Consider the following 26,209-nt stretch of genomic DNA (forward strand, 5'->3'; position numbering starts at 1 on the left):
CGAAGCTCCATGAGCGTCGGAGGCCGATAGTTCAGCCCAGGTAACCCATGACCTTGCTCATGGCCCGCACCTGCCGGTCCTGAAGCCCGACGCCAGCCGACAGAAAAAAAGAGGGTTTCAGGGGGTTTCTTTCCTCTGACCTTCCTCCCCGCCCCAGCTTGTGTGACGGTCGGCGCTAGTTCGTACGGGCGGTGTAGGCGGGCAGCGACCAGCCCCGGACCAGTGCGGCCGCGCGGATGGCGAAGGCCAGGCACATGCCGGCGCAGACCGCCACGGTGTTGGGCAGGCCCAGCGCCGTCATCACCACGAACAGCGCGGCGCCCGCCGCGGCGGCGGTCGCGTAGATCTCCTTCCGCAGCAGCAGCGGCAGCTCGGCGCAGATCATGTCCCGCAGCAGGCCGCCGAAGGTGGCGGTGATCGTGCCCATCAGGATGGCAATCCAGGCATTGCCGGTGTGGCTGTAGGCGGCCTCGGCCCCCACCACGGCGAACAGCGCCATGCCCACCGCATCCGCCCACAGCAGCAGCACGAAGCGGCGCTCCACCCAATGCGCGGTGAAGAACACCACCAGCGCCACGGCGGAGGCCATCAGCACCAGCGCCGGTTCATCCAGCCAGAACACCGTGCGGTCCAGCACCAGGTCGCGGATGGTGCCGCCACCGAAGGCGGTGACGCAGGCGATCAGCACGAAGCCAATCGGGTCCAACTGCTTGCGGGAGGCGGTGAGCGCGCCGGCCATGGCGAACACCGCCGTGCCGGCCCAGCCCAGCGCGCCCAGCAGCGCGGAAAGGGAGAGCAAGGCCTACTCCGCAGGCAGGGCGGCGGCGGCACGGCGGGCTTCCCCCCGCGCGGTGCCCATGCAGAGCAGGGAGAGCAGTAGCAGCCCCGCCACCATCGGCAGCACCCAGTGCGCCAGCCCGGCATCCAGCAGCAGGCCGACGGCCGGCGTCATCGCGCCGCCCAGCGGCAGGCCGGAGGAGATGAAGCCGAACACCTTGCCGATCTGCCCCGGCGGCGCCGCGTCCTTCACCATCACGTCGCGCGGGGTGCGGCTGGCGCCCAGCGCCAGCCCGGCCAGCGCCGCGACGACGATGGCCATGATGCCGGGCATCGGGATGGCCCCCAGCGCCAGGATGAACACCACCGCCACCAGCGTCAGCCCGACGACGAAGACGCCATGCTTCTTGGAGCGGTCGGCGAACCAGCCGCCGGCCAGCACACCCAGGATATTGCCGGTGAAGAAGCCGGTCAGCAGGTAGGAGCCCATGGCGACAGGCAGGCCCCACAGCGTCTCCATCACCGGGATGGCGAAGGCCTGAAAGCCGGAGCTGGCCATGGAGGACAGCCAGAAGAACACGAAGAACAGCAGCATCGGGCGGCTCAGCAACAGGCTGGCGCCGGTGCCGGGTGCGGCCTCGGCGCGCGGCTTGACCTGGTCGTGCAGGATGCGGCTCTGCCAGAGGATGGTCAGCACCACCGGCACGCCCAGCAGCCCGACCAGCAGCAATGCCTGCCGCCAGCCCATGGCCAGCGCCAGCGCGGCGATGATGGGCGGCGCGGCGGCGAAGCCGAGATTGCCGGTGAGGGTGTGCATGGAGAAGGCCCGCCCCATGCGGGTCTTGTTGATGCTGCCGGCCAGGATGGCGTAGTCCGCCGGATGGATGACGCTGTTGCCGATGCCGGAAAGCGCCGCCAGCGCCAGGATGGCCCAAAAACTAGGCGCGAAGGCCATGGCGGAGATGGAAAGCGCCATCAGCAGCGTGCCGCCAACCAGGAAGCGCCGGGCGCCGTGCTTGTCCACCAAGAAGCCCACCGGGGTCTGCAGCACGGCGGTGATGGTGCTCATCAGGGCGATGGAGAAGCCGAGGGTGGTGTAGGACACCCCGAACTCCTCCTTCCAGATCGGGAAGAGCGGCGCCAGGCACAGCATGTAGAAATGCGAGAGGAAGTGCCCGGTGCCGATCAACCCGATGATGGGCCAATCGCGATCCGGCTCGGCGGGCGTGGTGGCGGTGCCCTGGGGTGGCATGGGCGTATCCTCGGCGAACGTGCTTTGCTATCCAGGCTGCGCCCGGCCCCCCGGCCTGTCAAACGCGCGGGACGGCCGGATGAAGCGTTGCGCCGTGTAGCGCCCGGCCCCGGAGCGCCAGGGCCAAGGCCACGGCTGGGTGCTGTCCAGCGCGCGCCCGCAAGGGACCTCAGAGCGGCTTGAAGCGGACCGCCGGTGGGAAGGTGCCTTCATCCGGCTTCAGCGCCAGCAACTCCGTCAACAGCACGCCGCCGGTGCCGGCCCGCAGCCGCAGCAATTCCTGCCCCGGCTTGTAGATGGCCACGCCATAGCGGTTCACCACCTTGCCGTCGCTGTAGCTGACGAAGCGGACGGTGGTGGCGCCGTTGGTGTTGACGGCTTCGCAGCGGATCTCCTCGTTGGTTTGGAAGCCCTGCGCGGTCAGCTGGCAGGCGCGCGGGCCGAGGGTCAGGTCGTAGGTGACGACGATGCCGGTGCCACCGGCGGTGCGGCCGCCATCCCACTCGTAGCGGTAGTGGCCGGGCGGCACGGGTTCCGCCATCGCGGGCAGCGCCAGCACGAGCCCGGCCATCGCCGCCATTGCCGTCATCCCGATCCTGGATGCCATCCGGGGCATATGCGTCTCCTTCGATGCTCGTAGGCGTGGGCGGGCCCGCATGATCGGAGGTTTTGGCCATGAGCGGGATTCACGCTTTGCGGCGCGAACCGGGACCGACGCGGTCATCCGGAGAGTCGGCAGGGGAGGACTGGGATCTTTTGTGCCAGCGCGCGGTTGGCAAGCTCCAGCCAGGCGGCCGGCCAGACAGGTGCTGCCAGCGTACCCGGCCTGATCTTCAGGCCTCGGCCAGACTCTCGCGGATCAGCAGCACCAGCGGCGCTACCAGCTGCGTGCGCCCCGCGGCATCGCCGAACACCGCCATCTCCGCCACGCCCAGGGCCGGCAGGCCGGGATGCTCCCGCAACCCCTGCGGCAGGCCGGAACGGCCGAGCACGGTGACGGCCAGCCCCGCCTGCGCTGCCGCCGCCACCCCCAGCAGGCTGGCGGAGGTATAGACCACCTCGAACCCCAGCCCCGCGCGCGCCAGCGCGGCCAGGGCGCGGTCGCGGAACATGCAGCCCTGCGGCAGCATCGCCACCGGTAGCGGGCGGCCCTCCGGCGGGCTCCAGCCCGGGGAGGCGACCCAGATCATCGGCTCGGTCCAGAGCGGGGTGCCGGTGGTCTCCCCATCGCGCCGCTTGCCGAGCACGAGGTCCAGCTCGCCCCGCTCCTGCGCCGCGCGCAGCTCGTGGCTGCGGCCGACCTCCACTTCCAGGCGGACCTCGGGGAAGTCCCGGGCGAAGCGGGCCAGGATCGGCGCCAGGTTGCGCGGCACGAAGTGGTCCGCCACGCCCAGCCGCAGCCGGCCGGCGATGGGCGGCGCCACCAGGCGGCGGACGGCCTCGTCATTCAGCGCCAGCATGCGGCGGGCATAGGCCAGCAGCGTCTCCCCATCCCGCGTCAGGGCGACGCTGCGGCTGGTACGCTCGAACACCCGCTTGCCGACCAGCTCCTCCAGCCGCTTCACCTTCAGGCTGACGGCCGATTGCGTCAGCCCGAGTGCGGCGGCCCCCGGCGTGAACCCACCCCGCTCCGCCACCTGCACGAAGCAGCGCAGCAGGTCCAGGTCCAGGTCCGGGGCGCGCATGGGCTAAGCCTTGGCCCAGCCGATGGCCGCCAGCGCCAGTGCATCGATGGTATCGACCATCGGCACGCCGATCTCGGCATAGGGACCGGCCAGGATACCCAGCGGGATTTCCGTGCAGCCCAGCACCACGGCGCTGGCGCCCCGGTCCCGCAGGTTGCGCGCCGCCTCGGCCAGCGGGATGTAGGCGGCCGCCACCCGGTTCGCCTTCACCAGCGCGATGCCGGGAGAGACGAGGCTCTGCATCTCCGCCGGCGGCGGCACGATCACCTCGTAGCCCAGCGCCTCCAGCCGTGGCTGGTACAGCCGCATCGCCAGGGTGCCAGCGGTGGCCATCAGCCCGACGCGGCCGGAATGGATGCCCTGGCGCCGCAGATCCTCCGCCGCGGCGTCGACGATGTGCAGGATCGGCAGCTCGGTCGTCGCGCGCAGCTCGTCATACCAGCCATGGGCGGTGTTGCAGGGAATGGCGATGGCCCTGGCCCCCGCCGCCTGCAGGCCGGCGATGCCACGTGCCAGCCAGGGCAACGGGTCCTCGCCCCCGGCCAGCCGCGCCGCCGTACGGTCCGGCACCCGGGGGTCGGACCACAGCACGGCGGGGATGTGGTCCTGGTCCTGCTCGGCCGGTGTCAGCAGGGTCAGGCGCAGCATGAACTGCGCGCTGGCCAACGGCCCCATGCCGCCCAGCACGCCGAGGATGCGGGAATCGGGCAGCGCGGTCACAGCCCCAGGCCTTCCATGACCAGTTTGATGCCGGTAACGCCGAGAAGTACGTAGATCACGCGATAGAACACCTTGTCGCTGATGCGCCCCTGCAGCCAGACGCCCATCCGCACGCCGATCGGCGCCAGCGGCAGCAGCACCAGGCTGGTGAGCAGGTTGGTGGCGGACAATTGCCCCAGCAGCGCATAGGGCACCAGCTTGACGTAGTTCACCACCCCGAAGAACACCACCGTGGTGCCGGAAAGCTCCGCCCGCGGCAGCCGCAGCGGGTACAGGTACATCGCCAGCGGTGGCCCGCCCGCATGCGCCAGCGTGCTGGTGAAGCCCGAGACCATGCCCCAGAATCCGCCCTTAGCACGGTTGGGCGCGGCCGGCGGCGGCGGCCCGTGCCGCGCCACCCACAGCCCGCGCGCGATGAAGATCAGGCTGATCGCGCCCACCATCAGTTTGATGGCATTGTTGCTCATCAGCCCGAATACGAAGGCGCCGAACAGGATGCCCAGCAGGCCGCCTGGGATGATGGCCAGCATCTCCCGCCGGTTCCACTTGCCCCACCAGGCCCGCAGCCCAGCGAGGTCCATGGCGCAGAGCACCGGCAGGGTGATGGCGGCCGCCTGGGCGGGCGGCACCAGCAGTGCCATGGCCGGCACCGCCAGGTTGCCGCCGCCGGAGGCGAAACCCCCCTTGCTGATGCCGGTGATCAGCAGCGCCGGGACGGCGAGCGCGTAGAACCAGGGGTCGGTGATGAGGGACACGGGCTTGCGGAACCGGAGGCTGGGTGTAGGACAATGCTGCACGTCCAAACCGAAGCCGCCAAGGGCACCTGAACCTGATGCAACACCTTTCCGACCCGATGTGGCTCGCGGCCCTGGCCGTGGCGATGGCACTGACCGGCATCGTCTCCGGCACTCTTGCAGGCCTGCTGGGCGTCGGTGGCGGCATCGTCATCGTGCCGGTGCTGTTCAACGTGCTGCCGCTGTTCGGCATCCCGGAGGCGGTGCAGATGAAGCTGGCCGTCGGCACCAGCCTGGCCACCATCATCCCGACCTCCATCGTCTCCGCCCGCAAGCACTATGCGAAGGGGGCGATCGATACGTCGCTGCTGCGCGCCATCTGGCCCTCCATGATCATCGGCGTGGCGCTGGGCACGGTGGCGGCGATCTGGCTTCACGGCAGCGCGCTCTCCGCCGTCTTCGCCGTCATTGCGCTGCTGGTGGCGCTGAATATGGGCTTCACCGGCGTCGACTTCAAAATCCGCGAGCAGACGCCGCGTGGGCCGGGCCTGTGGGGCATCGGCAGCTTCATCGGCGCCGTCTCCGCCATGATGGGCATCGGCGGCGGCACGGTCGGGGTACCGATCCTGTCGATGTTCGGTACACCGATCCGCTCGGCGGTGGCGACGGCCTCAGTGTTCGGGCTGATCATCTCGATCCCGGCCACCATCGGCTTCATCTATGGCGGCTGGGGCGTGCACGACCTGCCGCCGTATTCGCTGGGCTACGTCAACCTGATCGGCTTCGCGCTGATCGTCCCCAGCTCCATCCTCGCGACGCCCTGGGGCGTGCACCTGGCCCACACCATCCCGCCGCTGATGCTGAAGCGCGCCTTCGCGGTGTTCCTGGCCATCACCGCCGCACGGATGATCTATGCGCTGGTGACATGAGGCTTTTAGAAGGAGGGAAGGGCTTCCCCGGGCCCCTTCTTTTGTCTGCGAGTCTGGGTCGGCGTTGCAGGGCTGAGAGCCGAGGCTCCTTGATAATTTAAAAATGGGCCACACGGACTGAGCCGTCAGTCGCCGGAGGTCCTGGACCTTTGGCGCGCCCAGCGGTGTCCCAGACAGACTGACTTTTCAGCAGCTGCACCGGAAAACTCGAAAAGAAGAGAAGGGGGTCCGGGGAATTCCTTCCCCGGCCTTTCTGCCAACGTTGCGTCGGGACGGCCAGAAATGCCGCTTCCTCGCCGCTCTCCGTCCCGGCTGCGCGAGGCCGTTCCATCAGCCCTTGTCCGGGCCAAACAGAAAGAGCCTGGGGAAGCTTCTCCCCAGGCCCCTGTCATCAAATCGCGCCCGGCGGGCTCAGTGGTGCGACGGCGGTGTCTGCTTGGGTTCCCACACCATGTGCCAATGGCCTTCGATGAGGTCGCACAGGCGGCGGTAGCTCTCGTCCCAGTCCAGCGGCTTGAGCCCGGTGGAGGGTGGGGTGAACCCGGCTTCCATCCATTCCCGCAGGGCCGTGGCCAGGCCCGCCGGGTCCTGCCCGCCGAAGTAGCGGGCGTTGGGTCCGGCGATTTCCTCGAACACCGGCAGGTCCCGTGCCAGCACGGGCAAGCCAGCCAGGGCGGCCTCGGTGATCGGCAGCCCGAAGCCTTCGTGGTTGGAGGCCATCAGCAACCCGCAGCCGCTGCGATAGATCCGCCGTAGGTCATCGTCACTGCAGCCGGAGAGCCAGTGCAGGCGGCGGCCCGCTTCGGTCGCGGTACGGGCGCGTTCGGCGAACTCCTCCATCTGCCAGCCTTGCTTGCCGATGATGGTCAGACCGATATCCACGCCGGCGTCCCATAGTTGCTGGAAGGCGGCCAGTGCCTGGACGTAGCCTTTGCGCGGCTCCACCGTGCCGGTCATGATGACGGTCGGGCGCTGGCTGGCGGCATCCAGCGCTGCCTGCGCGGCGGGTGAAATCTCGTCCCCCACCACGGCGGCACGGAAATCAGCGCCGAGATGCACATAGCCCAGCGGCAGCCGCGTCGCCCGTTCGGACGGATTCTCGTCCAGCCACGCCGCCAGGTCTTCCATCCCGAAGCGGGAGATGCAGATCGCGCCGTCGGCAATGGAGAGCAGGCGGGTATACCATTGGCGGACGGCAGTGATTCCGGCGGGAAACAGCTGCGGATGCCGCATCGGCAGCAGGTCGTAGATGACGACCAGGATGCGCGTGCCCTGCAGGCGCAGGCGGCGCAGCTCGGCGAATTCCTCGTCGGTCATCTGGCTGTTGATGTCGCCGCAGATCAGCACGTCGCCGGGATACACGTCGGCGGGGGTTTCCCGCATGCCCAGCGGTGCATGGCCCAGGAAGGCCAGTGGCGCCGCATAGGTGTTGCGCAGGCGGCCCCCTTGCATCCGGACCGCTTCGCCGCGGAAGCCGGCGGGCGGCTTCTCCAGCGCCCTACGGCCAAATTCCCGCACCACGCGCTGGATGCCGGAGCCGTAGTCGTGCCGCGCCAGCTCCGAGATATCGAACAGGATGCGCGGATGCCCGCCACCGATCCAGGGTGAGGGCAGGCTGGAGGACAACGCCCGCAATGTGGCGATGTCGCCCCCCGGCACGGTGGCCGCTTTCTGCAGGCAGGGCACCATGTCCTTGACCAGCAGGCAGGCCTGGGTGGTGGCATAGGCCTGCTCGATGACGTCGCGGTAGTGCAGCGCGGCGACCTCGGGGCTCAGCTCACCCGCCACATAGGCGCGCCCGGCCTTGGACAGGGCCTGTCGCTGCGGGGCATCTTGGCGCAGGTTCCGCAAGGCCTCGGCCAGTGCCGTAGCATCGGCTTTGTCCGGCAGGCCGAGCACCACATTTTCCGGCAGTTCCGCCGCCGTGCCGTGCCGATTGATGATGGTTGGTAGCCCCACCATCATCGCATCGGTGATGGCGCCGGAAGATTCGCCGCGCGAACCCTTCCTCCACTGCACCGCCATGTCGGCTGCCGCCAGCCAGAGGTTGTACTGCTCCGACGTCAGCCTATCCGTGCAACTGATGCCGGCGCCGGGATCGTTGACGCTCTTCCAGGGCATGTCGCCCAGAGAGCCGGCAAAGACCAGGCGGCCATCGATGCCGGAGCGGCGCCAGCCGTCGATGACCAGGGACGGGCATTTGTGCGGCGTCACGCCGCCGAAGCTGCACACCACCCATTCATTCGGCGTCAGGCCAAGGGCCACCCGGGCCGCCGTGCGGTCCTGCATGGACCGCATGGTGCGCAGGAACGGCACGATGGTGATGTCCTTGGTCGCCCGCTCGCCGAAATGGCGCTGCAATACGTCGCGCCCATGGCGCGAATGCATGATGACACCGACGGAGTTCCGCAGCACCGGCAGCCCGCAGGGGTAGGTGTCGACTGCTGCGTCACGCCCTTGCTCCAACTCCAGCCGCAGGGCCGGGTAACTGTGGGATACCAGCAGGTCGGCGCGGAAATCATCCGGCCTGTGCTGGGTGTGCGCCCGCCAGTTGGCCAGATTGGACAGATACGCATCGTGCAGCACGACGACGCCAGGGCATTGCGGCAGCAGCGTCTCGATCTGGAATCGATGGAACTCGGAATTGCCGACCTGGTAGAGCACGCGGTCGAACCGCCCTGCCTGCTGCTGGAAGGCCGCCGGGCTCAGGCGCGGAAAGGCCGAGCCCAGGCGGGTGCCGCTGATATCGGCTTCCGTGACCAACGTGATGTCGTAGTGGCGGGCGAGGTCGGGCAGGACCTCGCTGCTATAGTCGGCAATGCCGCTGGGTTGCGGCGGCAAGGGTGCGACGAAGGCCATGCTGGGGCGCGGTCCCCTGGGCATGACAACCCGCGTGACGTCCGGCACAGCATCGGCCTTCAGGCGGGCATCGACAGCTTCCAGCGCGTCCCACGCTCGGTTGGCGCTGGAAGACCAGGTGAAGCGGCGGGCCTGCACGGGGCCGAAGGCGGCCAGTTCCGCCCGGAATTCCGGGTTCTCCAGCACCGCGCGCATGCGGGCGGCGATCGAATCCGCGTCCGACGGATCGAAGGTCGCGTCCTGCCGGCCCATGACTTCCGGCAGGCTGGTGGTGTTGCTGGCGATGCAGGGCGCGCCGCAGGCCATGGCTTCCGCCAGCGGCAGGCCGAAGCCTTCGTGCAACGAGGGAAACACGAACAGCGAGCAGGCGGAGTAGAGCGGGTTGAGATCCTCTTCCTGCACGAAGGGCGCCACGACAATATTGCCCTGCGGCACGCCGGCGCTGGAGGCGGTGACGCGCAGCCGGTCCTCGTCGATCCGGCCGACGATGAGCAAGTGGTATTGCTTCTGCAGTGCCGGCGGCAGGCGGCCATAGGCGGCCAGCAACCCGGCCTCGTTCTTGCGCGGGTCACCAGCGCCGAGGAACAGGATGTAGGGGCCACGCAGCCCGTAGCGGCGTAGCAGCGCCGCGCGGCCGGCCGCATCCAGCGGCGCGGGGCGGAACGCCTCGCTGATGCCGGCCTGGATGTTGAACACTCGCTCCGGCGCATAGGGCAGGTAGCGGATCGCCTCGTCCCGGCTGGATTCGGAGATGGCGAGCAGGCCTTCGCAAAGGAACACCTGCTGCAGGCTGCGATAGTACCAGGGCGCCATCTGGGGGTGTGACTTGGCGGGGTCCAGATACTCGCCCTGGCGGATGAGTGGGATCAGGTCGTAGCAGGTCGCCACCACGGGTAACCGGGGCGCGCCTTGCGGCATCAGCGGCACGGCGTCATCCACCAGGCCCTCGAAGAGACTGCTGACATGGACGATGTCGGGCTTGAGGGACGCGAGGAAATGGGCGCGCACTTCCTCCGCCCCGGCCAACAGAGGGGAGCGGGAAATCGTGGCGGTGCCGGCCGGCGAATGCCAGACCTTCACCTGCGCAGCGGGCAGGACGTCGCTGAACTGCGCGCGCAGGCTCTCCGCCGTATCCAGCAAGGTGCCGTTGAGGGCGACGATGACCTCGTGATCCCGCGCCTCCCGGGCCATGGCCAGCGCCAGTTCCCGCGAATAGCGCCCGATGCCCCGCGCATGATTGCTGCCCTGGGCGCCCTGAAGATCGATAACCAGCCGCATGGATTCGTCCGTCCTTAACGCGTCGCCTGAGGGGACAGGCGATATGAGGCGAAGGACCGGTACAGCCGTGCTTCCTCCTCGCTCAGATCAAGCTCTACAGCCAGTGTGCAGGCTTGCGCCATCGGGACCGGCAGGTAGGAGGCCGGGTCGGTGGTGTAGGCAGGAGGCACAGCCGCGGCATTCTGCTCATAGGCGCGGTAGCGCAACAGGAACCATTGGGCCAGGCCGGGGGCGGTGGCGCGGGCCTTCTGCGCCAGCCGGCGGCCGGCGGGGGCGCCGAGGACACGCCGCACGCCGCACCGGAACACCTCACGCGCCAGCGCCTTGGCCTTCACCTGGCCGCGCATCAGGTTGATCAGCACTCGCATCGGCCGGGTGACGCGCCAGGAGGTGCTGCCATGCAACTCGGCCAGCCGGGCCTGGGCGGCCTGCAGTGACTGGTGGGCTTCCACGACCGCGCGCTGCTCATTCGCCAGCAATTGCGCCAAGCCGGCCTTGGCCTGGCTGAGCTCATGCAGCTCGGCCTGGAACGTGGCGACCAGCCTCTCCGCGGTCGCGGCACGGCTTTCCAACTGGGTGGCGCGCTGGTTTTGCTGGTTTAGTGTCTCGCTGATCCGCTGCCAGGCGGCCTGGGCGCGCTGCCGTTCTTCGGACAACTCGGCCTCATAGCGGGCATGGGAGGTCGCCAACTCCTCCTGGTAGGATGTCTGTGCGGATGAATGGGCCACCTGCGCCTCATGCAGAGCCGCCTGCGCATCCAGCACGGCCTTATAGTTCTCCTCAGCCTGGCGCTGGAAGACCGGCGCGGGCACGAAGCCGTCGAAGATATTCGGTTGCACGCGGAAATGCCGTGCCAGTTCGGCCATCTTCTCGTCGGCCAGGTAGAAGCGGTTCAGGCCGTCGAACCAGACGAACTGATAGCCATGCGTGGTCAGGTGGGCTTCCCAGGCGGCGTGGGACTGTTCCTGGGACAGTGGCTCGGTCGCTTCTACCAGCACGATCCAAGGCCTGAAGGCCTGGAAGTCGGCGCCGGCCAGGACCTCGGCCTCGGCGCCCTCGACATCGATCTTGAGGAAATGGATCGGCCCGGTCGGGCGGTGCAGACGGCACAGTTCGGCGAGGGTGCGGGTCTCGACCGTGTGTTCGGTGACGGTCCACCCATCCTGCCGGTGGCGCGCCGCCACGGCGGCGTCGAAGGTGGAGAGGCCGGTCCCCGGAATGCTGTGGAATACCTGCTGGCCGGAAGCCTGCCCAGCGCCCAACTTCAGGTTGATGTCGCGCGGCCGCGCCGCCTGAAGCAGATTAAAGTAATCATCGTTGGGCTCAAGGTTGATGCCATGCCAGCCATGGTCATAAAACACCCGGGTGACGGACATCTCGACAGGATCGGCTGCACCCACGTCTATGTAGAAACCGTTCTGAACATGTTGCAACGCTCGCCACAGCATGATGTCTTCTTGATTTTGTGCAGACGAAGCCAGTTGCATACATAACCCAATGAAATGACAGTTTCGACAGGCAGTAGTTCCTGCACTATCGTAACATTGCACGAACGAGCAGGGCAAGATTAACGCAGGGGCAATAATCTGGTTTTACAATAGCCAACCTAGCCTGAATTTGTGACCCGAATTAGGCAAAACCCATCCGCGTCACCGGTATCAAGCTATGCCTTTGCTATAACGCGCCCGGCTTGTGGCCCGTTTCAGGCTCGCAGACGGTCCAGCCGGTCACGGAAGCGGTACCATTCGCCCACCACCGGCAGGAACCAGGGGGTGCCGTCGTAGAACGGCACGGTGGGGAAGTTCAGCCCATCCAGCGCGAAGCCCGCATTGCCGGCGCCGGCCACCTTCAGCGCGGCGTTATGGCCCATCCAGCTGGCCATCGCGACGCCCGAGCCCTGGCAGCCTGCCGCGTAGTGGATGCCGTCCTGCACGCCGATATGTGGCAGGAAGTCGAAGGTGAAGGCCACGTTGCCGTTCCAGGCATGGGTGACGCGGATGTCCTTCAGCTCCGGGAACACCGTGGTCATCGATGCATGCAGGGCAGGGGCCGCCTGCTCCGGCGTCGCGTCACGGAAGCTGGCGCGGCCGCCCCAGACGACGCGGCTGCCATCCGGGCTGCAACGGAAGTAGTTCAGTACCCGGCGGCTGTCGCTGACCACGCGGCGGCGGGGGAACAGCCGCTCGATCGTCTCCACCGGCAACGGCTCGGTCGCGATGATGTAGGAGGCGATAGGCATCAGCCGCTTGGCCAGCCAGGGCATGGCGCCGCCGGCGCTGCCGCCGTTCGGCCCGCGTGTGTAGCCGTTGGTGGCCACCAGCACCGCATCGGCCGTCAGCTCGCCCTGGCTCGTGGCGATGTGGAAGCCGCCGGCCTGTTGCCGGATGCCGGAAACACGCACGCCGTCCACCAGCAGCGCCCCGGCGCGCTCGGCGGCCTCGGCCAGGCCACGGGCATATTTGCCGGGGTGCAGGCTGCCGGCGCCCTCGGCGATCATGCCGCCGTAATAGTGGTCGCTGCCCAGGGCTTCGCGCTGCCGCTCCCGCGGCACCATGTAGGTCGGGTGGCCGGTCAGCTGGGCCAGCCGGGCCGCCCGCGCCGCCATCCCTTCATAATGCGCCGGGGTCCAGGCGGGGGAGAAGCGGCCGCAGCGCACGTAGTCGCAATCGATCCCTTCGCGCGCGATCAGCTCCTCGATGAAGGGGAAGCTGGCGGCGGCGGTCTCCATGATGGCATTGGCCTGGGCCTCGCCATGCTTCTTGGTCAGGTCGGTCTTGGCCAGCTTGAGGCCGCCCGACACCGCGCCGCCGTTGCGGGAGGACGCGCCCCAGCCGATCCGCTCGGCATCCAGCACCACCACCTCATGCCCCAGCCGCCGCAGCGTCAGCGCGGCGGACAGCCCGGCATAGCCACCGCCGACGACGGCCACGGCGCTGTGGGCCGGCAGGGCATTCTCCCGCCGCGGGGGTTCCGCCGCATCCCACCAATAGGGGCGGGTGACGAAGCCAGGGGCCTGGAGGGAAGCGGGCAGGGTCATCGGGGCAACGCCATGGGCAGGGAAGCGGCCAGGGTTGCCCCGGGTGGCGCATCTGGCAAGACCCCGCGCCGCGCCTTCCGGCGGCGTGGGCCCGGCAAATGCCGTCCGGCTGGGCAGAGTGACCATTTCCCGGTCGGCCAGGGCCGGCATGCGGCGGGAAACCGGCCATATGTCATCGGGCTGGGCCTTTACCCGGCTGGGCGGCCTGGGCAGTGTGCCTGCTCTCGCGTGTCCCGCATGCGCCGACCGGGCGCACGCCTTCAGGAAAGTGGCTGGCTGAGTGTTGCTCCTGGTGAAGTCCGGCGGAGAGAAAGCTCTCCCCGAATGGCAGTCCTGCTTCAAGGCGGCCGACCCGCGCCTGGACGTCCGGTCCTGGACCGACCCCGCCGTGCGGGCGGAGGACGTGCGCTACGTGCTGGTGTGGGAGCCCGATGCGGGCCGCCTCTCGCAGATGAGCGGCCTCAAGGCGGTGTTCTCCGCCGGCGCCGGCGTGGACCACGTGACGGCGGTGGCGGACTGGCCGCGCCACCTGCCGCTGGTGCGCATGGGCGGCGACGAGACGGTGCAGCGCATGGGCGAGTACATCGTCTGGTCCTGCCTCAGCCTGTTGCGGGAGACGCGCCACTTCGCCCTGGCGCAGGCGGAAAGCCGCTGGGCGCACAAGATGACGCCGGCTTCCGCGCCGCGGCGCCGGGTCGGCATCATGGGCCTGGGCAATCTGGGGGCCGCCGCCGCCACCATGCTGCGTGCGCTGAACTTTCCGGTGCAGGGCTGGGCGCGCAGCCCGAAGGACATCCCCGGCGTCCGCAGCTTCGTGGGCGCGGAGGGGCTGCCGGAATTCCTGGCGACCACCGATATCCTGGTCTGCCTGCTGCCCTCCACCCCGGAGACCGCCGGGCTGATCGATTCCCGCCTGCTGGCGCAGCTGCCGCCTGGCGCCCAGCTGGTGAATGCCGGCCGGGGCCAGCATGTGGTGGAGGCCGACCTGATCGCCGCGCTGGATTCTGGCCACATCGCCGGCGCCGTGCTGGACGTGTTCGTGCAGGAGCCGCTGCCGGCGGAAAACCCGCTCTGGCGGCATCCGGCCGTGACGGTCACCCCGCACGTCGCCTCCATGGCCAACCGGCAGGACCGCGCCATCTATGTCGCCGCCGCCATCGCGGCGCATGAGGCCGGCCTGCCGATGCCCAATGTCTACGATCCCGAGAGGGGCTACTGATGCTCACCCCGCCGCCGCTGCCGCCCGTCCGCCCCGACCCCACCCGCGTGGCCACCGAGCGCGAACTGCGCGAGGACCTGGCCTGCGCCTACCGCCTGTTCGCCCATTTCGGCATGACGGACCTGGTCTACACCCATCTCTCGGTGCGCGTGCCCAATGAGCCGGGGGCCGAGGGACACCGCTTCCTGGTCAACCCCTACGGCCTGATGTTCGAGGAGATCACCGCCTCCTCCCTCGTTCTGGTGGACGCCGAGGGGCAGCCGGCGCAGGAGACGAGCTGGCCGGTGAACCCGGCTGGCTTCGTCATCCACTCCGCCCTGCACCTGGGCAGCGAGCGGGCGCAATGCGTGATGCACACCCATACCCTGGCGGGCATGACGGTGGCGGCGACCGATTGCGGCATCCTGCCGCTCAATCAGATGAGCATGGAATTCACCGACCGCGTCGCCATCCATGAATACGAAGGCATCGCCGCCGACGATAACCTGGACGAGCGCGAGCGCCTGGTGCGCGACATGGGCGACAAGCCCTGCCTGCTGCTGCGCAACCACGGCCTGCTGACCATCGGTGCCACCGTCGCCGAGGCCTTCTACTGGATGTACTACCTGGAGCAGGCCTGCCGCATCCAGGTCGCGGCCCAGGCGACCGGCGCCACCCTGTCCATGCCCTCGGCCGAGATGGTCGCCCGCGTCCGCGCCCAGTCCAAGGACAGCCCGGTCAAGGGCTGGCTCCCCTGGCAGGCGCTGAAGCGCAAGATGGACCGCGAGCAGCCGGACTACCGCGCGTGAGCGCCGCGGGCGGACGGACGAGCGGGCATGCCCTGGAACTGCGTGGGGTCACCAAGCGCTACGGCACCTTCACCGCGGCGGAAGGGGTGAACATCTCGGTCGGGCAGGGCGAGTTCCTGACCCTTCTCGGCCCCTCCGGCTCCGGCAAGACGACGCTGCTGATGACCATCGCCGGCTTCGTGCAGCCGACGGAGGGACAGGTGCTGCTGGATGGCCGCGACATCACGGCCCTGCCGCCCGAGAAGCGCAATTTCGGCATGGTGTTCCAGGGCTACGCGCTGTTCCCGCATCTGACGGTGGCGGAGAACGTGGCCTTCCCGCTGCGCGTGCGCCACATGCCCAAGCCGGAGCAGGCCGAGAAGGTCCGCGCGGCGTTGGACCTGGTGCAGCTGACCCGCTTCGCCGAGCGCAAGCCCAGCCAGCTCTCCGGCGGCCAGCAGCAGCGCGTGGCCCTGGCCCGCGCCCTGGTGTTCGACCCCGCGCTGCTGCTGCTGGACGAGCCGCTCTCCGCCCTCGACAAGAAATTGCGCGCTGAGTTGCAGGATGAGCTGAAGGCGCTGCACCGCCGCGTCGGCCGCACCTTCGTCAACGTGACGCATGATCAGGAGGAGGCGCTCAGCCTTTCCGACCGCATCGCCATCCTGAACCATGGCAGGCTGGTGCAGCAGGGTAGCCCGTCGCAGCTCTACGAAGCGCCACGCTCCCGCTTCGTCGCCGACTTCCTGGGCAAGTCCAACTTCCTGCACGGGCGCGCGGCCGAGGGCGGTGCGGGCGGCTTCAGCATCCTGGCCGGGTCCACCATGCTGGCCGTGGCCGCCGCCGCTCGCCCGCCGGCGGGCAGCAACGTGCTGCTCTCCCTGCGGCCGGAGAAGGTGTCACTCTTGGCACCGGGCGAGACCGCCGAGAACATGGTCGATGGCACGGTGGAGAGCTGGTCCTACCTGGGCGCCGGCTTCGCCCTGGTAGTGGCGACGGTGGATCTGGGCCCGCTGCGGGTGAACCTGCCGGCCTGGAACGCGCCTTTCGCCCCGGCCGAGGGTCTGCCGGTCCGGCTGGGCTGGGCCGCCAACGCCGCCGTACCGGTGGAAGAGGACCTGCCCGCCGCTGCGTGACGCGGGGCCCCTCATCGCCATTGACGCTCCGCGATCGTGAGGTAATGGTCCGGGGCCGACACAACATGCTGTCGTTGCCCCGGAGAGCCCACCTTGCCGAACTTCGCCTGCCCGGTGTGCCGTGCCCCCCTGGCTGCCAGCGCGCAGGGCCTGCACTGCTCCGGCTGCGGTGCGGACTACCCCCTCGTGCATGGCGTGCCGGTGCTGCTGAACGAGCCCAACAGCGTGTTCCGCACCGAAGACTACCTGGGCGGCCAGGGCTATGAAGGCGCCAGCGGCTACGCAGGCTCCGCCGACCGCACCACCGGGCTGCGGCGCGCCTACCGCCGCTTCGCCACCAGCCTTTCCGAGGCCCCGGTGCCCGGCGTGGGCTTCGATCCGCTGGAGATCATCCAGGCGCAGAAGCCGGATGCGGAGATTCTCGTCATCGGCTCCGGCGAGCGGGAGCTGAAGGGTAATGTCACCTACACCGACGTCGCCCTGGCCAAGAACATCGCCTGCATCTGCGACGCGCACGACCTGCCGTTCCCCGACGCTTCCTTCGACGCCGTCTTCGCCGAGGCGGTGCTGGAGCATGTGTGCGACCCGCAGCGCGTGGTGGCTGAGATCACCCGCGTGCTGAAGCCGGAAGGCTTCGTCTACGCCGTCACGCCCTTCCTGCAACCGGTGCATATGGGCGCCTACGACTTCACCCGCTTCACCTATCTCGGCCATCGGCGGCTGTTCCGGCAGTTCGACGACCTGCGCAGCGGCATGATCGGCGGGCCGGGCTATTCCGCCATCCATCTCGGCCGCAACCTGCTGACCGCCCTGTCCGACCGCCGCCGCGTCCGCGCCGCCCTGCGTATGCTGGCCCTGCTGGCCACCTACCCGCTGCGCTACCTGGACCCGCTGCTCTCCCGCACCGAGAGCGCCTACAACTCCGCCTGCGCCTGCTACTTCCTCGGCCGCAAGCGGGAGACGCCGATCTCGGACCGGGAGATGATCACGCTGTTCCGGGGGCGCTGAGGCGCTGCTTCGTGGTCCTGTGATCTGCCGGAGTGAAGGGCCTGGAAAGAATTCCCCGGACCCCTTCTTTTATTTCTGCGAGTTTGGCGTGGCGCTTCAGGACTGAGAGCGGACGCTGCTTGATGATTTTAATCATGGGCCACAAGGGCTGAACCGTCAGTCGCCGGAGGTCCAGGACCTCCGGCGCACCCAGCCGTCTCCCAAGAACACCCTCTCAAAAGCCCCGCCCGAAAAACTCGAAAAGGAAAAGAAGGGGTCCGGGGAATTCTTTCCCCGGCCTCCTATGCCTGATGGTCGAGCACCGCAGCGGCCACGCCGGCCAGGATACTGTCATGATCATGACATTTCGCGATTGACGCAGGGCAGCATGCGGGTCTGTCATCGCCGCCTTCAGACGAGGATCTCGGTTCGATGAATATCGCCACGCCGCCTGGCCGTATCAATTGCTCGGAAGAGGAGTGGCGCGTCCGCTGCGACCTGGCCGCGCTGTACCGGCTGGTGGCGCACCACAAGATGACTGACTTCATCTACACCCATATCAGCGCGCGGGTGCCGGGGCCGGAACACCACTTCCTGATCAACAAGTACGGTGTGCTGTTCCACGAAATGCGCGCCAGCGATCTGGTGAAGATCGACCTGAACGGCAATGTGGTCGAGGACGAGCCGCAGTCCAAGCCGGTGAACGCCGCGGGCTTCACCATTCACTCCGCCCTGCACATGGCGCGGGAGGATGCGTTCTGCGTCGTGCACACCCACACCGCCGCCGGCATCGCCGTCTCCGCCCAGAAGCACGGCCTGCTGCCGATCAGCCAGCATGCGCTGAAGTTCTACGGCCACCTGGCTTATCACGGCTATGAGGGCGTGGCGCTGGACCTGGATGAGCGGGACCGGCTGGTGGCCGATATCGGTGAGCACCAGGCGATGATCCTGGTCAACCATGGCCTGCTGGTGACGGGGCGCACGATCCCCGAGGCCTTCAACATGATCTATTACCTGGAGCGCGCCTGCCAGGCCCAGGTCGCCGCCCTGGCCGGCGGCAGCGAGCTGATCCTGCCGCCCGAGGAAGTGCGCCTGAAGACCGCCGCGCAGTTCAATGGCAAGACCAAGGAAGAGAGCGAGAAGAAGCTGGCCCACTTCGAATGGGCCTGGCAGAGCGCGCTGCGCCTGATTGAGGGCGACAAGATCGACTGGCGCACCTGAGAGGGAAGGCCGGGGGAAGGAGTTCCCCCGGACCCCCATCTTTTTTCCTCGAGTCTTGGGTTCGGGCTTGGAGAGGTGAGGGTGCTAGTGGCGGCACCCTATTAGAATCCAAAGGCAGCGCGGGCTGCACCCTCCGTCGCCGAAGGTCCTGGACCTCCGGCGCGCCCCGGCCCCACCCCCCATACTCGCAAACAGAAGATGGGGGTCTGGGGGAATTCCTTCCCCCAGCCTTTGGCCGGATCTCAGCCGTCCACCTTGGCGCCCGAGCGCCGCACAACTTCCGCCCATTTCTTCACCTCCGCCGCGACGAAAGTCTCGAAGGCGGCGGGGGAGGTGCCGCCATCCGGCGTCAGGTCCGGCTTCATGCCGCCGAGGTCGGCCAGTTTCGCCCAGGTTTCCGGGTCGTGGACGATGGCGTTGATCTCGGCGCCCAGCTTCTCGACGATCGGGCGGGGCGTGCGGGCCGGGGCCTGGACGCCGAACCAGCCAGTGGCTTCCACGCCGGGCAGCCCTTCCTCGGCCGTGGTGGGCACGTCGGGCAGGGCGGCGCTGCGGGTGGCGGTGGTCACGGCCAGGGCCCGCAGCCGGCCATCGCGGATATGGCCGATGGCGGAGGGCAGGTTGTCCACGCCCACTTCCACCCGTCCGGCCATGATCTCGGCCAGCATCGGCCCGGCGCCGCGGAAGGGCACGTGGGTCAGCTGGATACCGGCCTCCAGCTTCAGCAGCTCGCCCGTCATGTGCAGGGACGTGCCGGCGCCGGAGGAGCCGATATTCAGTGTGCCGGGCTTGGCCTTGGCCAGCGCCACCAGCTCCCGCAGCGTCTTCACCGGCAGGTCGTTGTTCACGAAGATGACGTTGGGCACCTTGATCAGCAGCCCGACATTGGCGAGGTCGGACGGCTTGTAGCCGATGCTGCCGGCATACAGCGCGTAGTTGATGGCGCCCGAGGACACGGTCTGCATCAGGATGGTGTAGCCATCCGGCTCCGCCTTCGCGACGACGTCGGAACCGATATTGCCGCCGGCGCCGCCGCGGTTCTCGATGGGAAAAGCCTGGCCCAGGCGGTGGTGCAGCCGCTCCGCCAGGATGCGGGCGGCGATGTCGGTGGTGCCGGCGGGGGTGAAGGGCACGATGAACTTCACCGGCCGGGTCGGCCAGTTGGCCTGGGCGCGGGCAAGGCTGGGAATCCCGGCGAAAGGCAGCAGACCGGCGGCGCCGAGTATGGCCCGGCGATTCAGTGTCGGCATGGACTTCTCCTTCTGCCGGATCCCGAGGGTCGTTTGCCTTCGTATTGCGATCCGGCTGCCCTGTTCCTGCCGCAAGCCCATGTTCTCTTGCAAGCAGCTTGAGTGGGGGCCAGATCCCCATGGTCGGCCGGGGACTCGGGATCGATGCGTTTCTTCAGGATCTATGGGCGTGTTCTGGGGCTGTTGTGGCGGGATCGGGCAGTGGCAGGCGGGCTCGCCTTCACCGCGCTGATGGTCGCCGGGCTGCAATTCATGGAGCCGGTGCTGTTCGGCCGGGTGGTGGACGTCCTCTCCGGCAGCCAGGGCAGCGGTATCTTCGAGCTACTGCTGGTCTGGGGCGCGGTGGGGCTGGCCGGTATCGGTTGCAGCGCGGCCATCGCGCTGTTGGCGGACCGGATGGCGCACCGCAACCGGCTGGCGGTGATGCACAGCTATTACCAGCATGTACTGGCCATGCCGCCCGCCTTCCACGGCGATACGCAGTCCGGCCGGCTGATGAAGGTCATGCTGGTCGGAAGCGATAACCTGTTCAACCTGTGGCTGTCCTTCTTCCGCGAGCATCTGGTGACGGCGCTGACCGCCGGCCTGCTGCTGCCGCTGACCCTGATGATGAACTGGCGCCTCGGCCTGCTGCTGGTGGGCCTGGTGGTGCTGTTCTGCGGCGTGGCCGCCCTCGTCGTCTCCCGCACCCACAAGGCGCAGGCGCAGGTGGAGGGGCTGCACACCCAGCTGGCCGGCAATGCGCAGGATACGCTCTCCAACATCCTGGTCGTGCAGTCCTTCACGCGGCTGGAGGCGGAGTCGAAGCTGTTCGCCGGCATCGTGCAGCAGGTGCTGGACCGGCAGTTCCCGGTGCTGAACTGGTGGGCGGTGCTGTCGGTCATGACGCGCTCGGCCAGCACGCTGTGCGTGATCGCCATCTTCGTGCTCGGCGCCTGGCTGAACAGCCAGGGCAAGGCGACGGTGGGTGAGATCGTCTCCTTCATGGGCTTCGCCATGCTGCTGATCTCCCGCCTGGAAGGGCTGGTCGGCTTCGTTGCCCGGCTGGTGTTCCAGCGCCCGGCGCTGGAGGAGATGTTCAACATCATCGACGCCAAGACCACGGTGCCGGACCGGGTGAACGCGGTCGATCTCGGCCGTGCCACGGGCGAGGTGCGGTTCGAGGAGGTAGGCTTCGCCTATCCCGGCACCGTCGCCACCCTCTCCGGCGTCAGCTTCACCGCCGAGGCCGGGCGCAGCGTCGCCCTGGTCGGCCAGACCGGCGCTGGCAAGACGACGGCGATGGCGCTGCTGCAGCGGCTGTGGGACCCGGCGGTGGGCCGCATCACCATCGATGGCGTGGACCTGCGGGACATGACGCTGGAGAGCCTGCGCCGCAATGTCGGCGTGGTGTTCCAGGACAGCCTGCTGTTCAACCGCACCATCCGCGAGAACCTGCTGGTCGGCCGCCCCGAGGCGACCGATGAAGAAATCGAGCAAGCCTGCCGCATGGCCGAGGCGCATGACTTCATCAGCCGCCAGCCCCAGGGCTACGACACGCTGGTGGGCGAGCGCGGTGGCGCGCTTTCCGGCGGGCAGAAGCAGCGGCTGGCGATTGCCCGCGCACTGCTGAAGAACCCGCCCATCCTGATCCTGGACGAAGCGACCAGCGCGCTGGATGCGGCGACCGAGGCCCGGGTACAGAAGGCGCTGAAGGCGCTGATGGCCGGCCGCACCACCTTCATTATCGCCCACCGCCTCTCCACCATCCGCGAAGCGGACGAGATCATGGTGTTCGATGCCGGGCAGGTGGTGGAGCGAGGCGACTTCAACACCCTGGTCCGCCACGGCGGCGTCTTCGCCGACCTGGTGCGCAGCCAGTTGCCGCCCACCCTGGCGCTGGTGGCCTAGCCTCAGCCAGGCTGACCTGGACGGCCCGCCCGTCACCGGGCAGGCCGTCGCGCTTATCGGCCGGCCAAGGCGCCGGTTATCGTGACCCCACGCAGATCGACACGGGCGGCCCTGGGCTCCTATATTGCGGTGCAGCAATTTTTGGAGATCACATGGCAGCCGATGGCGCCGGGCGTCAGGACAAGCGGAGCATGGCCAGGATCGGCGTGCTGCTGCTCGCTGATGCCGAGATGTCCAACGCGGCTTCAGTGATCTTCGAGGCCCCGGTCAACATGGCCGGCGAGCTCGCTATGAAGGGGCCGATCGGCGCCTATACCTATGTGCGCCCGCGCTGCCGGCTGTTGGCGGGGCTGGCCGGGATCGGCCGCTACTGCTCGCTGGCCACGGGCGTGGAGATCGGCGATGGCGACCACCCGGTCGATTGGCTCAGCACCCATCCGTTCCAGTATGGTGAGGCCTGGGTGGCCAATCGATGGTCCAAGCTGGCGGAGCCGCCGCCGCATCCCCGGCCGCCGCTGAAGCCCCGCACCCTGATCGGGAACGACGTGTGGATGGGCACCAACGCCATCGTCATGCGAGGCGTGCACATTGGCCACGGCGCCATCGTGGCCGCCGGCGCGGTGGTGACGAAGGACGTGCCGCCCTATGCCATCGTCGGCGGCGTTCCTGCCCGGGTGATCCGCTACCGGTTCGACCGTGCGACCATCGTCGCCCTGCTGCGGCTGCGGTGGTGGGACTACACCGCCGACAGCCTGGCCGGCGTGGCGTTCCAGGACGTGGCCACAGCCATCCGCCAGGTGGAGGAACGCCAGGCGAGCGGTGTGCTGGAGGTGATCCCAATGTCCGGTGGGCAGGTGAACGGGCAGGGGGAGATCTCCCACCACAGTACCGCCGCCTTCCATGCGCGCATCGACCAGTGGTCGGCCGAGGCGGCGGGGCTCGACCCGGTCGGGGAAGCCGCGTCCCTGCTCGCGCACTGATCCGCGCTGCAGGCGAGGGCCCGCGGTCATCCAGGCCGCGTGAGGATCGCAAGACTCCCATAACCCTTTATCCGTTGACGGCGCCGGCCCTGGCCCGCATGGTCCGCGCCCCCGAGACCCCGTTTTACGGAAATATCGACCGATGCCTGCGATCACGCTGCCTGACCAGTCCGTCCGCCAGTTCGACGGGGCTGTGACGGGCACGACCGTGGCCGCCGCCATCGGCCCGGGCCTCGCCAAGGCGGCGCTGGCCATGCAGGTGGACGGCCAGCTGCGCGACCTCTCCTTCGCCATCGAGGGCGACGCCAAGGTCCGCTTCATCACCCGCAAGGACCCCGAGGCGCTGGAGATGATCCGGCACGACGCCGCCCATGTGCTGGCGGAGGCGGTGCAGGAGCTGTTTCCCGGGACTCAGGTGACCATCGGCCCGTCGATCGAGAACGGCTTCTACTACGACTTCGCGCGGAACGAGCCCTTCACCCCGGAGGACTTCCCGAAGATCGAGGCTAAGATGCGCGAGATCATCGCGCGCAACGCCGCCTTCGTGCGGGAGGAGTGGCCGCGCGACCAGGCCATCGCGTTCTTCGAGGAGAAGGGCGAGCGCTACAAGGCCGAGCTGATCCGCGACCTGCCGGAGACCGAGGTGATCTCGATCTACCGCCAGGGCGAGTGGCTCGACCTGTGCCGCGGCCCGCATATGCGCGGCACGGGCGATGTCGGCGCTGCCTTCAAGCTGATGAAGGTGGCAGGCGCGTATTGGCGCGGTGACCACCGCAACGCCATGCTCAGCCGCATCTACGCCACGGCCTGGCGCGACCAGAAGGAACTGGACGCCTACCTGCTGCAGCTGGAAGAGGCCGAGAAGCGCGACCACCGCAAGATCGGCAAGGAGATGGGCCTGTTCCACCTCCAGGAAGAGGCGGCTGGCAGCATCTTCTGGCACCCCAAGGGCTGGCGCCTTTACACCACGGTGCAGGACTACATGCGCCGCCGGCTGGATGCCGCCGACTACCAGGAGGTGAAGACCCCGCAGCTGGTCGACCGCAAGCTGTGGGAAGCTTCCGGCCACTGGGAGAAGTACCGCGAGCACATGTTCATCGCGACCGTCGACGACGAGTCCGAGAAGGACCGCATGCTGGCGCTGAAGCCGATGAACTGCCCCTGCCATGTGCAGATTTTCAACCATGGCCTGCGTTCGTACCGTGAGCTGCCGATGCGGATGGCGGAGTTCGGCGCCTGCCATCGATTCGAACCCTCCGGTGCGCTGCACGGCATCATGCGCGTGCGTGCCTTCACGCAGGACGACGCCCACATCTTCTGTACCGAAGACCAGGTGCCGGCCCAGACAGCCGAGTTCGTCGCGTTGCTGGCCGCTGTGTATCGTGATTTTGGCTTCAACGAATTCCGCGTGAAGTTCAGCGACCGCCCGGAGAAGCGCGCCGGCAGTGAGGAATCCTGGGACAAGGCGGAAGCCGGCCTGAAGGAGGCCTGCCGCCTGGCCGGCGTCGAGTACGAACTGAACCCGGGGGAGGGCGCCTTCTACGGCCCCAAGCTGGAATTCGTGCTGCGCGACGCCATTGGCCGTGACTGGCAATGCGGCACCTTGCAGGTAGACTATGTGCTGCCGGAGCGGCTAGACGCGGTCTATGTGGGGGAGGACGGCAACCGCCACCGCCCCGTCATGCTGCACCGCGCCATCCTGGGCAGCTTCGAGCGCTTCCTGGGCATCCTGATCGAGGAGCATGCCGGGCGCTTCCCGCTCTGGCTGGCCCCCGTGCAGGTCGCGGTCGCCACCATCGTTGACGAGGCAGCGCCCTTCGCCAAGGAGGTGGCCGCCGCCTTCCGCAAGGCCGGCCTCTCGGTCGAGCTGGATCTGCGCAACGAGAAGATCAACCGCAAGGTGGTTGACCATATCGAGCAGCGGGTGCCCGTCCTGGCCGTGATCGGCCGCCGTGAGGCCGAGGAAGGCAAGGTGGTCTTGCGCCGGCTGCCGGGGCGTGAGCAGGTGACTTTGACGCTCGCCGAAGCGGTGGCAACCCTTGCCGCCGAGGCCGCAGCCCCCGACTTGAAGCCTGTGGATGTTGCAGTCGCCTGACGGCTGCACCATAAATAGGCGACGTGCATTTCGTTCCCACAGTGACAGGAGCCGACTCTGGCCCGAGGCCCTCTTCCGAACCAGCTTCCCCCCCGCGACGGACCGCGGGTGAACGAAGACATCCGCGTCCCTCAGGTTCGCCTGATCGACGAGGAAGGCGAAATGATCGGCGTGATGAGCGCACGAGAAGCCCTGCTGCGCGCCTATGACGCCGGCATGGACCTGCTCGAGATCAGCCCGAACGCCGTCCCGCCGGTCTGCAAGATCACCGACTACGGCAAGTACAAGTACGAGCAGCAGAAGAAGGCCAACGAGGCCCGCAAGAAGCAGAAGATCGTCGAGATCAAGGAAATCAAGGTTCGCCCGAACATTGATGACCACGATTATGACGTGAAGATGCGCTCTGCGAAGTCCTTCCTGGAGGAGGGCGACAAGGTCAAGGTGACCCTGCGCTTCCGTGGCCGCGAGATGGCGCACCAGGATCTGGGCGTGAAGGTGCTGGAGCGTATCCGTACCGAGCTGGGCGAACTGGCGAAGGTGGAGCAGATGCCCCGCCTGGAAAACCGCCAGATGATCATGGTGCTGGCGCCGAAATAACGGCCGCCGCGCTACCCATCCGGGTTTTCATCGCCCGGCTAGCCTCCGTTCCACGGTGGGCCGGCCGGGCGGTGGCGTTTTCGGGGGCCCATCTTTAGGCCCCGGTGCTGCCGCAAATCGGCACCATTTCCAGCGTTCTATGGATGAGCGTTGGAGGATCGAACCATGTCGCGCCGCCGTTTTCGCCCATCCGGTTTCGCCCTGGCCCTGGCCGCCATGCTGCTACCGGCCGCGGCCTCGGCTGCCCCTGCTTTCACCACCACCCGCCTCAGCCTGCGCTCCGGCCCCGCGACCGAGTATCCGGCCGTCGCATTGCTGGAACCTGGCGTGCAGGTGGAGGTGCTGGGTTGCCTGGAAGGCTATGGCTGGTGCGATGCCATGGTGGGGCGGGACCGTGGCTGGCTGCCCGGCAACTACCTGCAGGCCCCCTATTATGAGCGGCGGGAGCCATTGATCGGCATCGCCCCCGCCATCGGCCTGCCCATCATCGGCTTCGCCGCTGGCAGCTATTGGGACAGCTACTATCGCGGCCGTCCCTTCTATCGGGAGCGCGACCGCTGGGTTGGCTACGCGCCGCCCCGCTGGCGGCATGACGGCCCGCCGGGCCCCGGCCCAGGCTGGCGCGGGCCGGATCGTGACTGGCGGGGCGGCCCCGACCGCGACTGGCGCGGCGGGCCTGGCTGGGATGGCCATGGCCCGCCCGGGCGTGGGCCCGGTGGGCCGGGCTTCGGCCACCGGGATGGCGGCCCGTCCGGTCATGGCGGGCAATGGAGCGGTGGCCCTGGCCGCCCGGACGGCC

21 protein-coding genes are annotated in these 26,209 nt (G+C 68.4%); 11 read left to right on the plus strand and 10 right to left on the minus strand.

Going from position 1 to position 26,209, the window contains the following annotated elements; all coding sequences use genetic code 11:
- Nucleotides 1–175 precede the first annotated feature (175 nt).
- The 6 genes from IBL26_RS09265 to IBL26_RS09290 all read right to left on the minus strand — a co-directional run bounded on the left by IBL26_RS09265 (nt 176) and on the right by IBL26_RS09290 (nt 5,189).
- On the minus strand, nt 176–799 hold the full coding sequence (locus IBL26_RS09265) for a trimeric intracellular cation channel family protein (RefSeq protein ID WP_187784193.1): 624 nt from the start codon (nt 797–799) through the stop codon (nt 176–178).
- Between the two features lie 3 nt (nt 800–802).
- Nucleotides 803–2,029: an MFS transporter gene (locus tag IBL26_RS09270; RefSeq protein WP_187784194.1), complete on the minus strand. Its 1,227-nt coding sequence runs from the start codon at nt 2,027–2,029 to the stop codon at nt 803–805.
- A gap of 169 nt (nt 2,030–2,198) precedes the next feature.
- Nucleotides 2,199–2,636 (minus strand): DUF5991 domain-containing protein, encoded by a 438-nt coding sequence (locus tag IBL26_RS09275; RefSeq protein WP_206684181.1) that lies wholly within the window; start codon nt 2,634–2,636, stop codon nt 2,199–2,201.
- A gap of 226 nt (nt 2,637–2,862) precedes the next feature.
- Entirely contained in the window at nt 2,863–3,714 is an 852-nt protein-coding gene (locus tag IBL26_RS09280) for a LysR family transcriptional regulator (RefSeq protein ID WP_187784196.1), read from the minus strand.
- A gap of 3 nt (nt 3,715–3,717) precedes the next feature.
- A complete protein-coding gene (gene cuyB / locus IBL26_RS09285) occupies nt 3,718–4,434 on the minus strand; it encodes a cysteate racemase (RefSeq protein WP_367615398.1) in 717 nt (238 codons plus the stop codon).
- Complete coding sequence (locus IBL26_RS09290) at nt 4,431–5,189, minus strand: sulfite exporter TauE/SafE family protein (protein ID WP_187784197.1); 759 nt, start codon at nt 5,187–5,189, stop codon at nt 4,431–4,433. The genes cuyB and IBL26_RS09290 overlap by 4 nt, the downstream gene beginning before the upstream one ends.
- A 77-nt stretch (nt 5,190–5,266) precedes the next feature.
- Here IBL26_RS09290 and IBL26_RS09295 point away from each other — a divergent pair, with 77 nt between their 5' ends.
- On the plus strand, nt 5,267–6,097 hold the full coding sequence (locus IBL26_RS09295; RefSeq protein ID WP_187784198.1) for a sulfite exporter TauE/SafE family protein: 831 nt from the start codon (nt 5,267–5,269) through the stop codon (nt 6,095–6,097).
- A 411-nt stretch (nt 6,098–6,508) separates the two neighbouring features.
- Here the strand turns inward: IBL26_RS09295 and IBL26_RS09300 are convergent, their stop codons facing one another.
- From IBL26_RS09300 to IBL26_RS09310, 3 genes are all read right to left on the minus strand, one after another.
- The gene (locus IBL26_RS09300; protein ID WP_187784199.1) at nt 6,509–10,234 is read right to left on the minus strand and encodes a glycosyltransferase; all 3,726 of its coding nucleotides are present in this window, start codon (nt 10,232–10,234) and stop codon (nt 6,509–6,511) included.
- A gap of 14 nt (nt 10,235–10,248) precedes the next feature.
- Complete coding sequence (locus tag IBL26_RS09305) at nt 10,249–11,721, minus strand: FkbM family methyltransferase (protein WP_367615400.1); 1,473 nt, start codon at nt 11,719–11,721, stop codon at nt 10,249–10,251.
- Nucleotides 11,722–11,936: 215 nt separating this feature from the next.
- Nucleotides 11,937–13,271 carry an NAD(P)/FAD-dependent oxidoreductase gene (locus IBL26_RS09310; RefSeq protein ID WP_187784201.1) on the minus strand — a complete coding sequence of 445 codons (1,335 nt, stop codon included), beginning with the start codon at nt 13,269–13,271 and terminating at the stop codon, nt 11,937–11,939.
- Between the two features lie 280 nt (nt 13,272–13,551).
- On the opposite strand from IBL26_RS09310, the gene IBL26_RS09315 reads away from it, so the two are divergent.
- From IBL26_RS09315 to IBL26_RS09335, 5 genes are all read left to right on the plus strand, one after another.
- Entirely contained in the window at nt 13,552–14,490 is a 939-nt protein-coding gene (locus IBL26_RS09315; protein ID WP_367615399.1) for a 2-hydroxyacid dehydrogenase, read from the plus strand.
- Complete coding sequence (locus tag IBL26_RS09320; RefSeq protein ID WP_187784202.1) at nt 14,490–15,278, plus strand: class II aldolase/adducin family protein; 789 nt, start codon at nt 14,490–14,492, stop codon at nt 15,276–15,278. Before IBL26_RS09315 ends, IBL26_RS09320 begins: the two co-directional genes overlap by 1 nt.
- Nucleotides 15,275–16,390, plus strand: a complete 1,116-nt coding sequence (locus IBL26_RS09325; RefSeq protein ID WP_187784203.1) for an ABC transporter ATP-binding protein — start codon at nt 15,275–15,277, stop codon at nt 16,388–16,390. Before IBL26_RS09320 ends, IBL26_RS09325 begins: the two co-directional genes overlap by 4 nt.
- A gap of 93 nt (nt 16,391–16,483) precedes the next feature.
- Complete coding sequence (locus IBL26_RS09330) at nt 16,484–17,398, plus strand: methyltransferase domain-containing protein (protein WP_187784204.1); 915 nt, start codon at nt 16,484–16,486, stop codon at nt 17,396–17,398.
- A gap of 411 nt (nt 17,399–17,809) precedes the next feature.
- Complete coding sequence (locus tag IBL26_RS09335) at nt 17,810–18,598, plus strand: class II aldolase/adducin family protein (protein WP_187784205.1); 789 nt, start codon at nt 17,810–17,812, stop codon at nt 18,596–18,598.
- A gap of 242 nt (nt 18,599–18,840) precedes the next feature.
- Here the strand turns inward: IBL26_RS09335 and IBL26_RS09340 are convergent, their stop codons facing one another.
- Entirely contained in the window at nt 18,841–19,848 is a 1,008-nt protein-coding gene (locus IBL26_RS09340) for a Bug family tripartite tricarboxylate transporter substrate binding protein (RefSeq protein ID WP_187784206.1), read from the minus strand.
- Nucleotides 19,849–19,992: 144 nt separating this feature from the next.
- On the opposite strand from IBL26_RS09340, the gene IBL26_RS09345 reads away from it, so the two are divergent.
- The 5 genes from IBL26_RS09345 to IBL26_RS09365 all read left to right on the plus strand — a co-directional run.
- Nucleotides 19,993–21,738, plus strand: coding sequence for a glucan ABC transporter ATP-binding protein/ permease (locus IBL26_RS09345; RefSeq protein WP_187784207.1), 1,746 nt, complete (start codon nt 19,993–19,995; stop codon nt 21,736–21,738).
- Nucleotides 21,739–21,929: 191 nt separating this feature from the next.
- On the plus strand, nt 21,930–22,718 hold the full coding sequence (locus tag IBL26_RS25895; protein WP_277817302.1) for a CatB-related O-acetyltransferase: 789 nt from the start codon (nt 21,930–21,932) through the stop codon (nt 22,716–22,718).
- A gap of 142 nt (nt 22,719–22,860) precedes the next feature.
- Complete coding sequence (gene thrS, locus IBL26_RS09355) at nt 22,861–24,813, plus strand: threonine--tRNA ligase (RefSeq protein WP_187784209.1); 1,953 nt, start codon at nt 22,861–22,863, stop codon at nt 24,811–24,813.
- 57 nt (nt 24,814–24,870) lie between these two features.
- Nucleotides 24,871–25,410, plus strand: a complete 540-nt coding sequence (gene infC / locus IBL26_RS09360) for a translation initiation factor IF-3 (RefSeq protein ID WP_187784232.1) — start codon at nt 24,871–24,873, stop codon at nt 25,408–25,410.
- A gap of 165 nt (nt 25,411–25,575) precedes the next feature.
- Nucleotides 25,576–26,209, plus strand: a 634-nt coding sequence (locus IBL26_RS09365; protein ID WP_194443553.1) for an SH3 domain-containing protein, incomplete at its 3' end; no start/stop codon positions are given.

Source organism: Teichococcus aerophilus (genome assembly GCF_014490485.1).
GTDB lineage: Bacteria > Pseudomonadota > Alphaproteobacteria > Acetobacterales > Acetobacteraceae > Pseudoroseomonas > Pseudoroseomonas aerophila.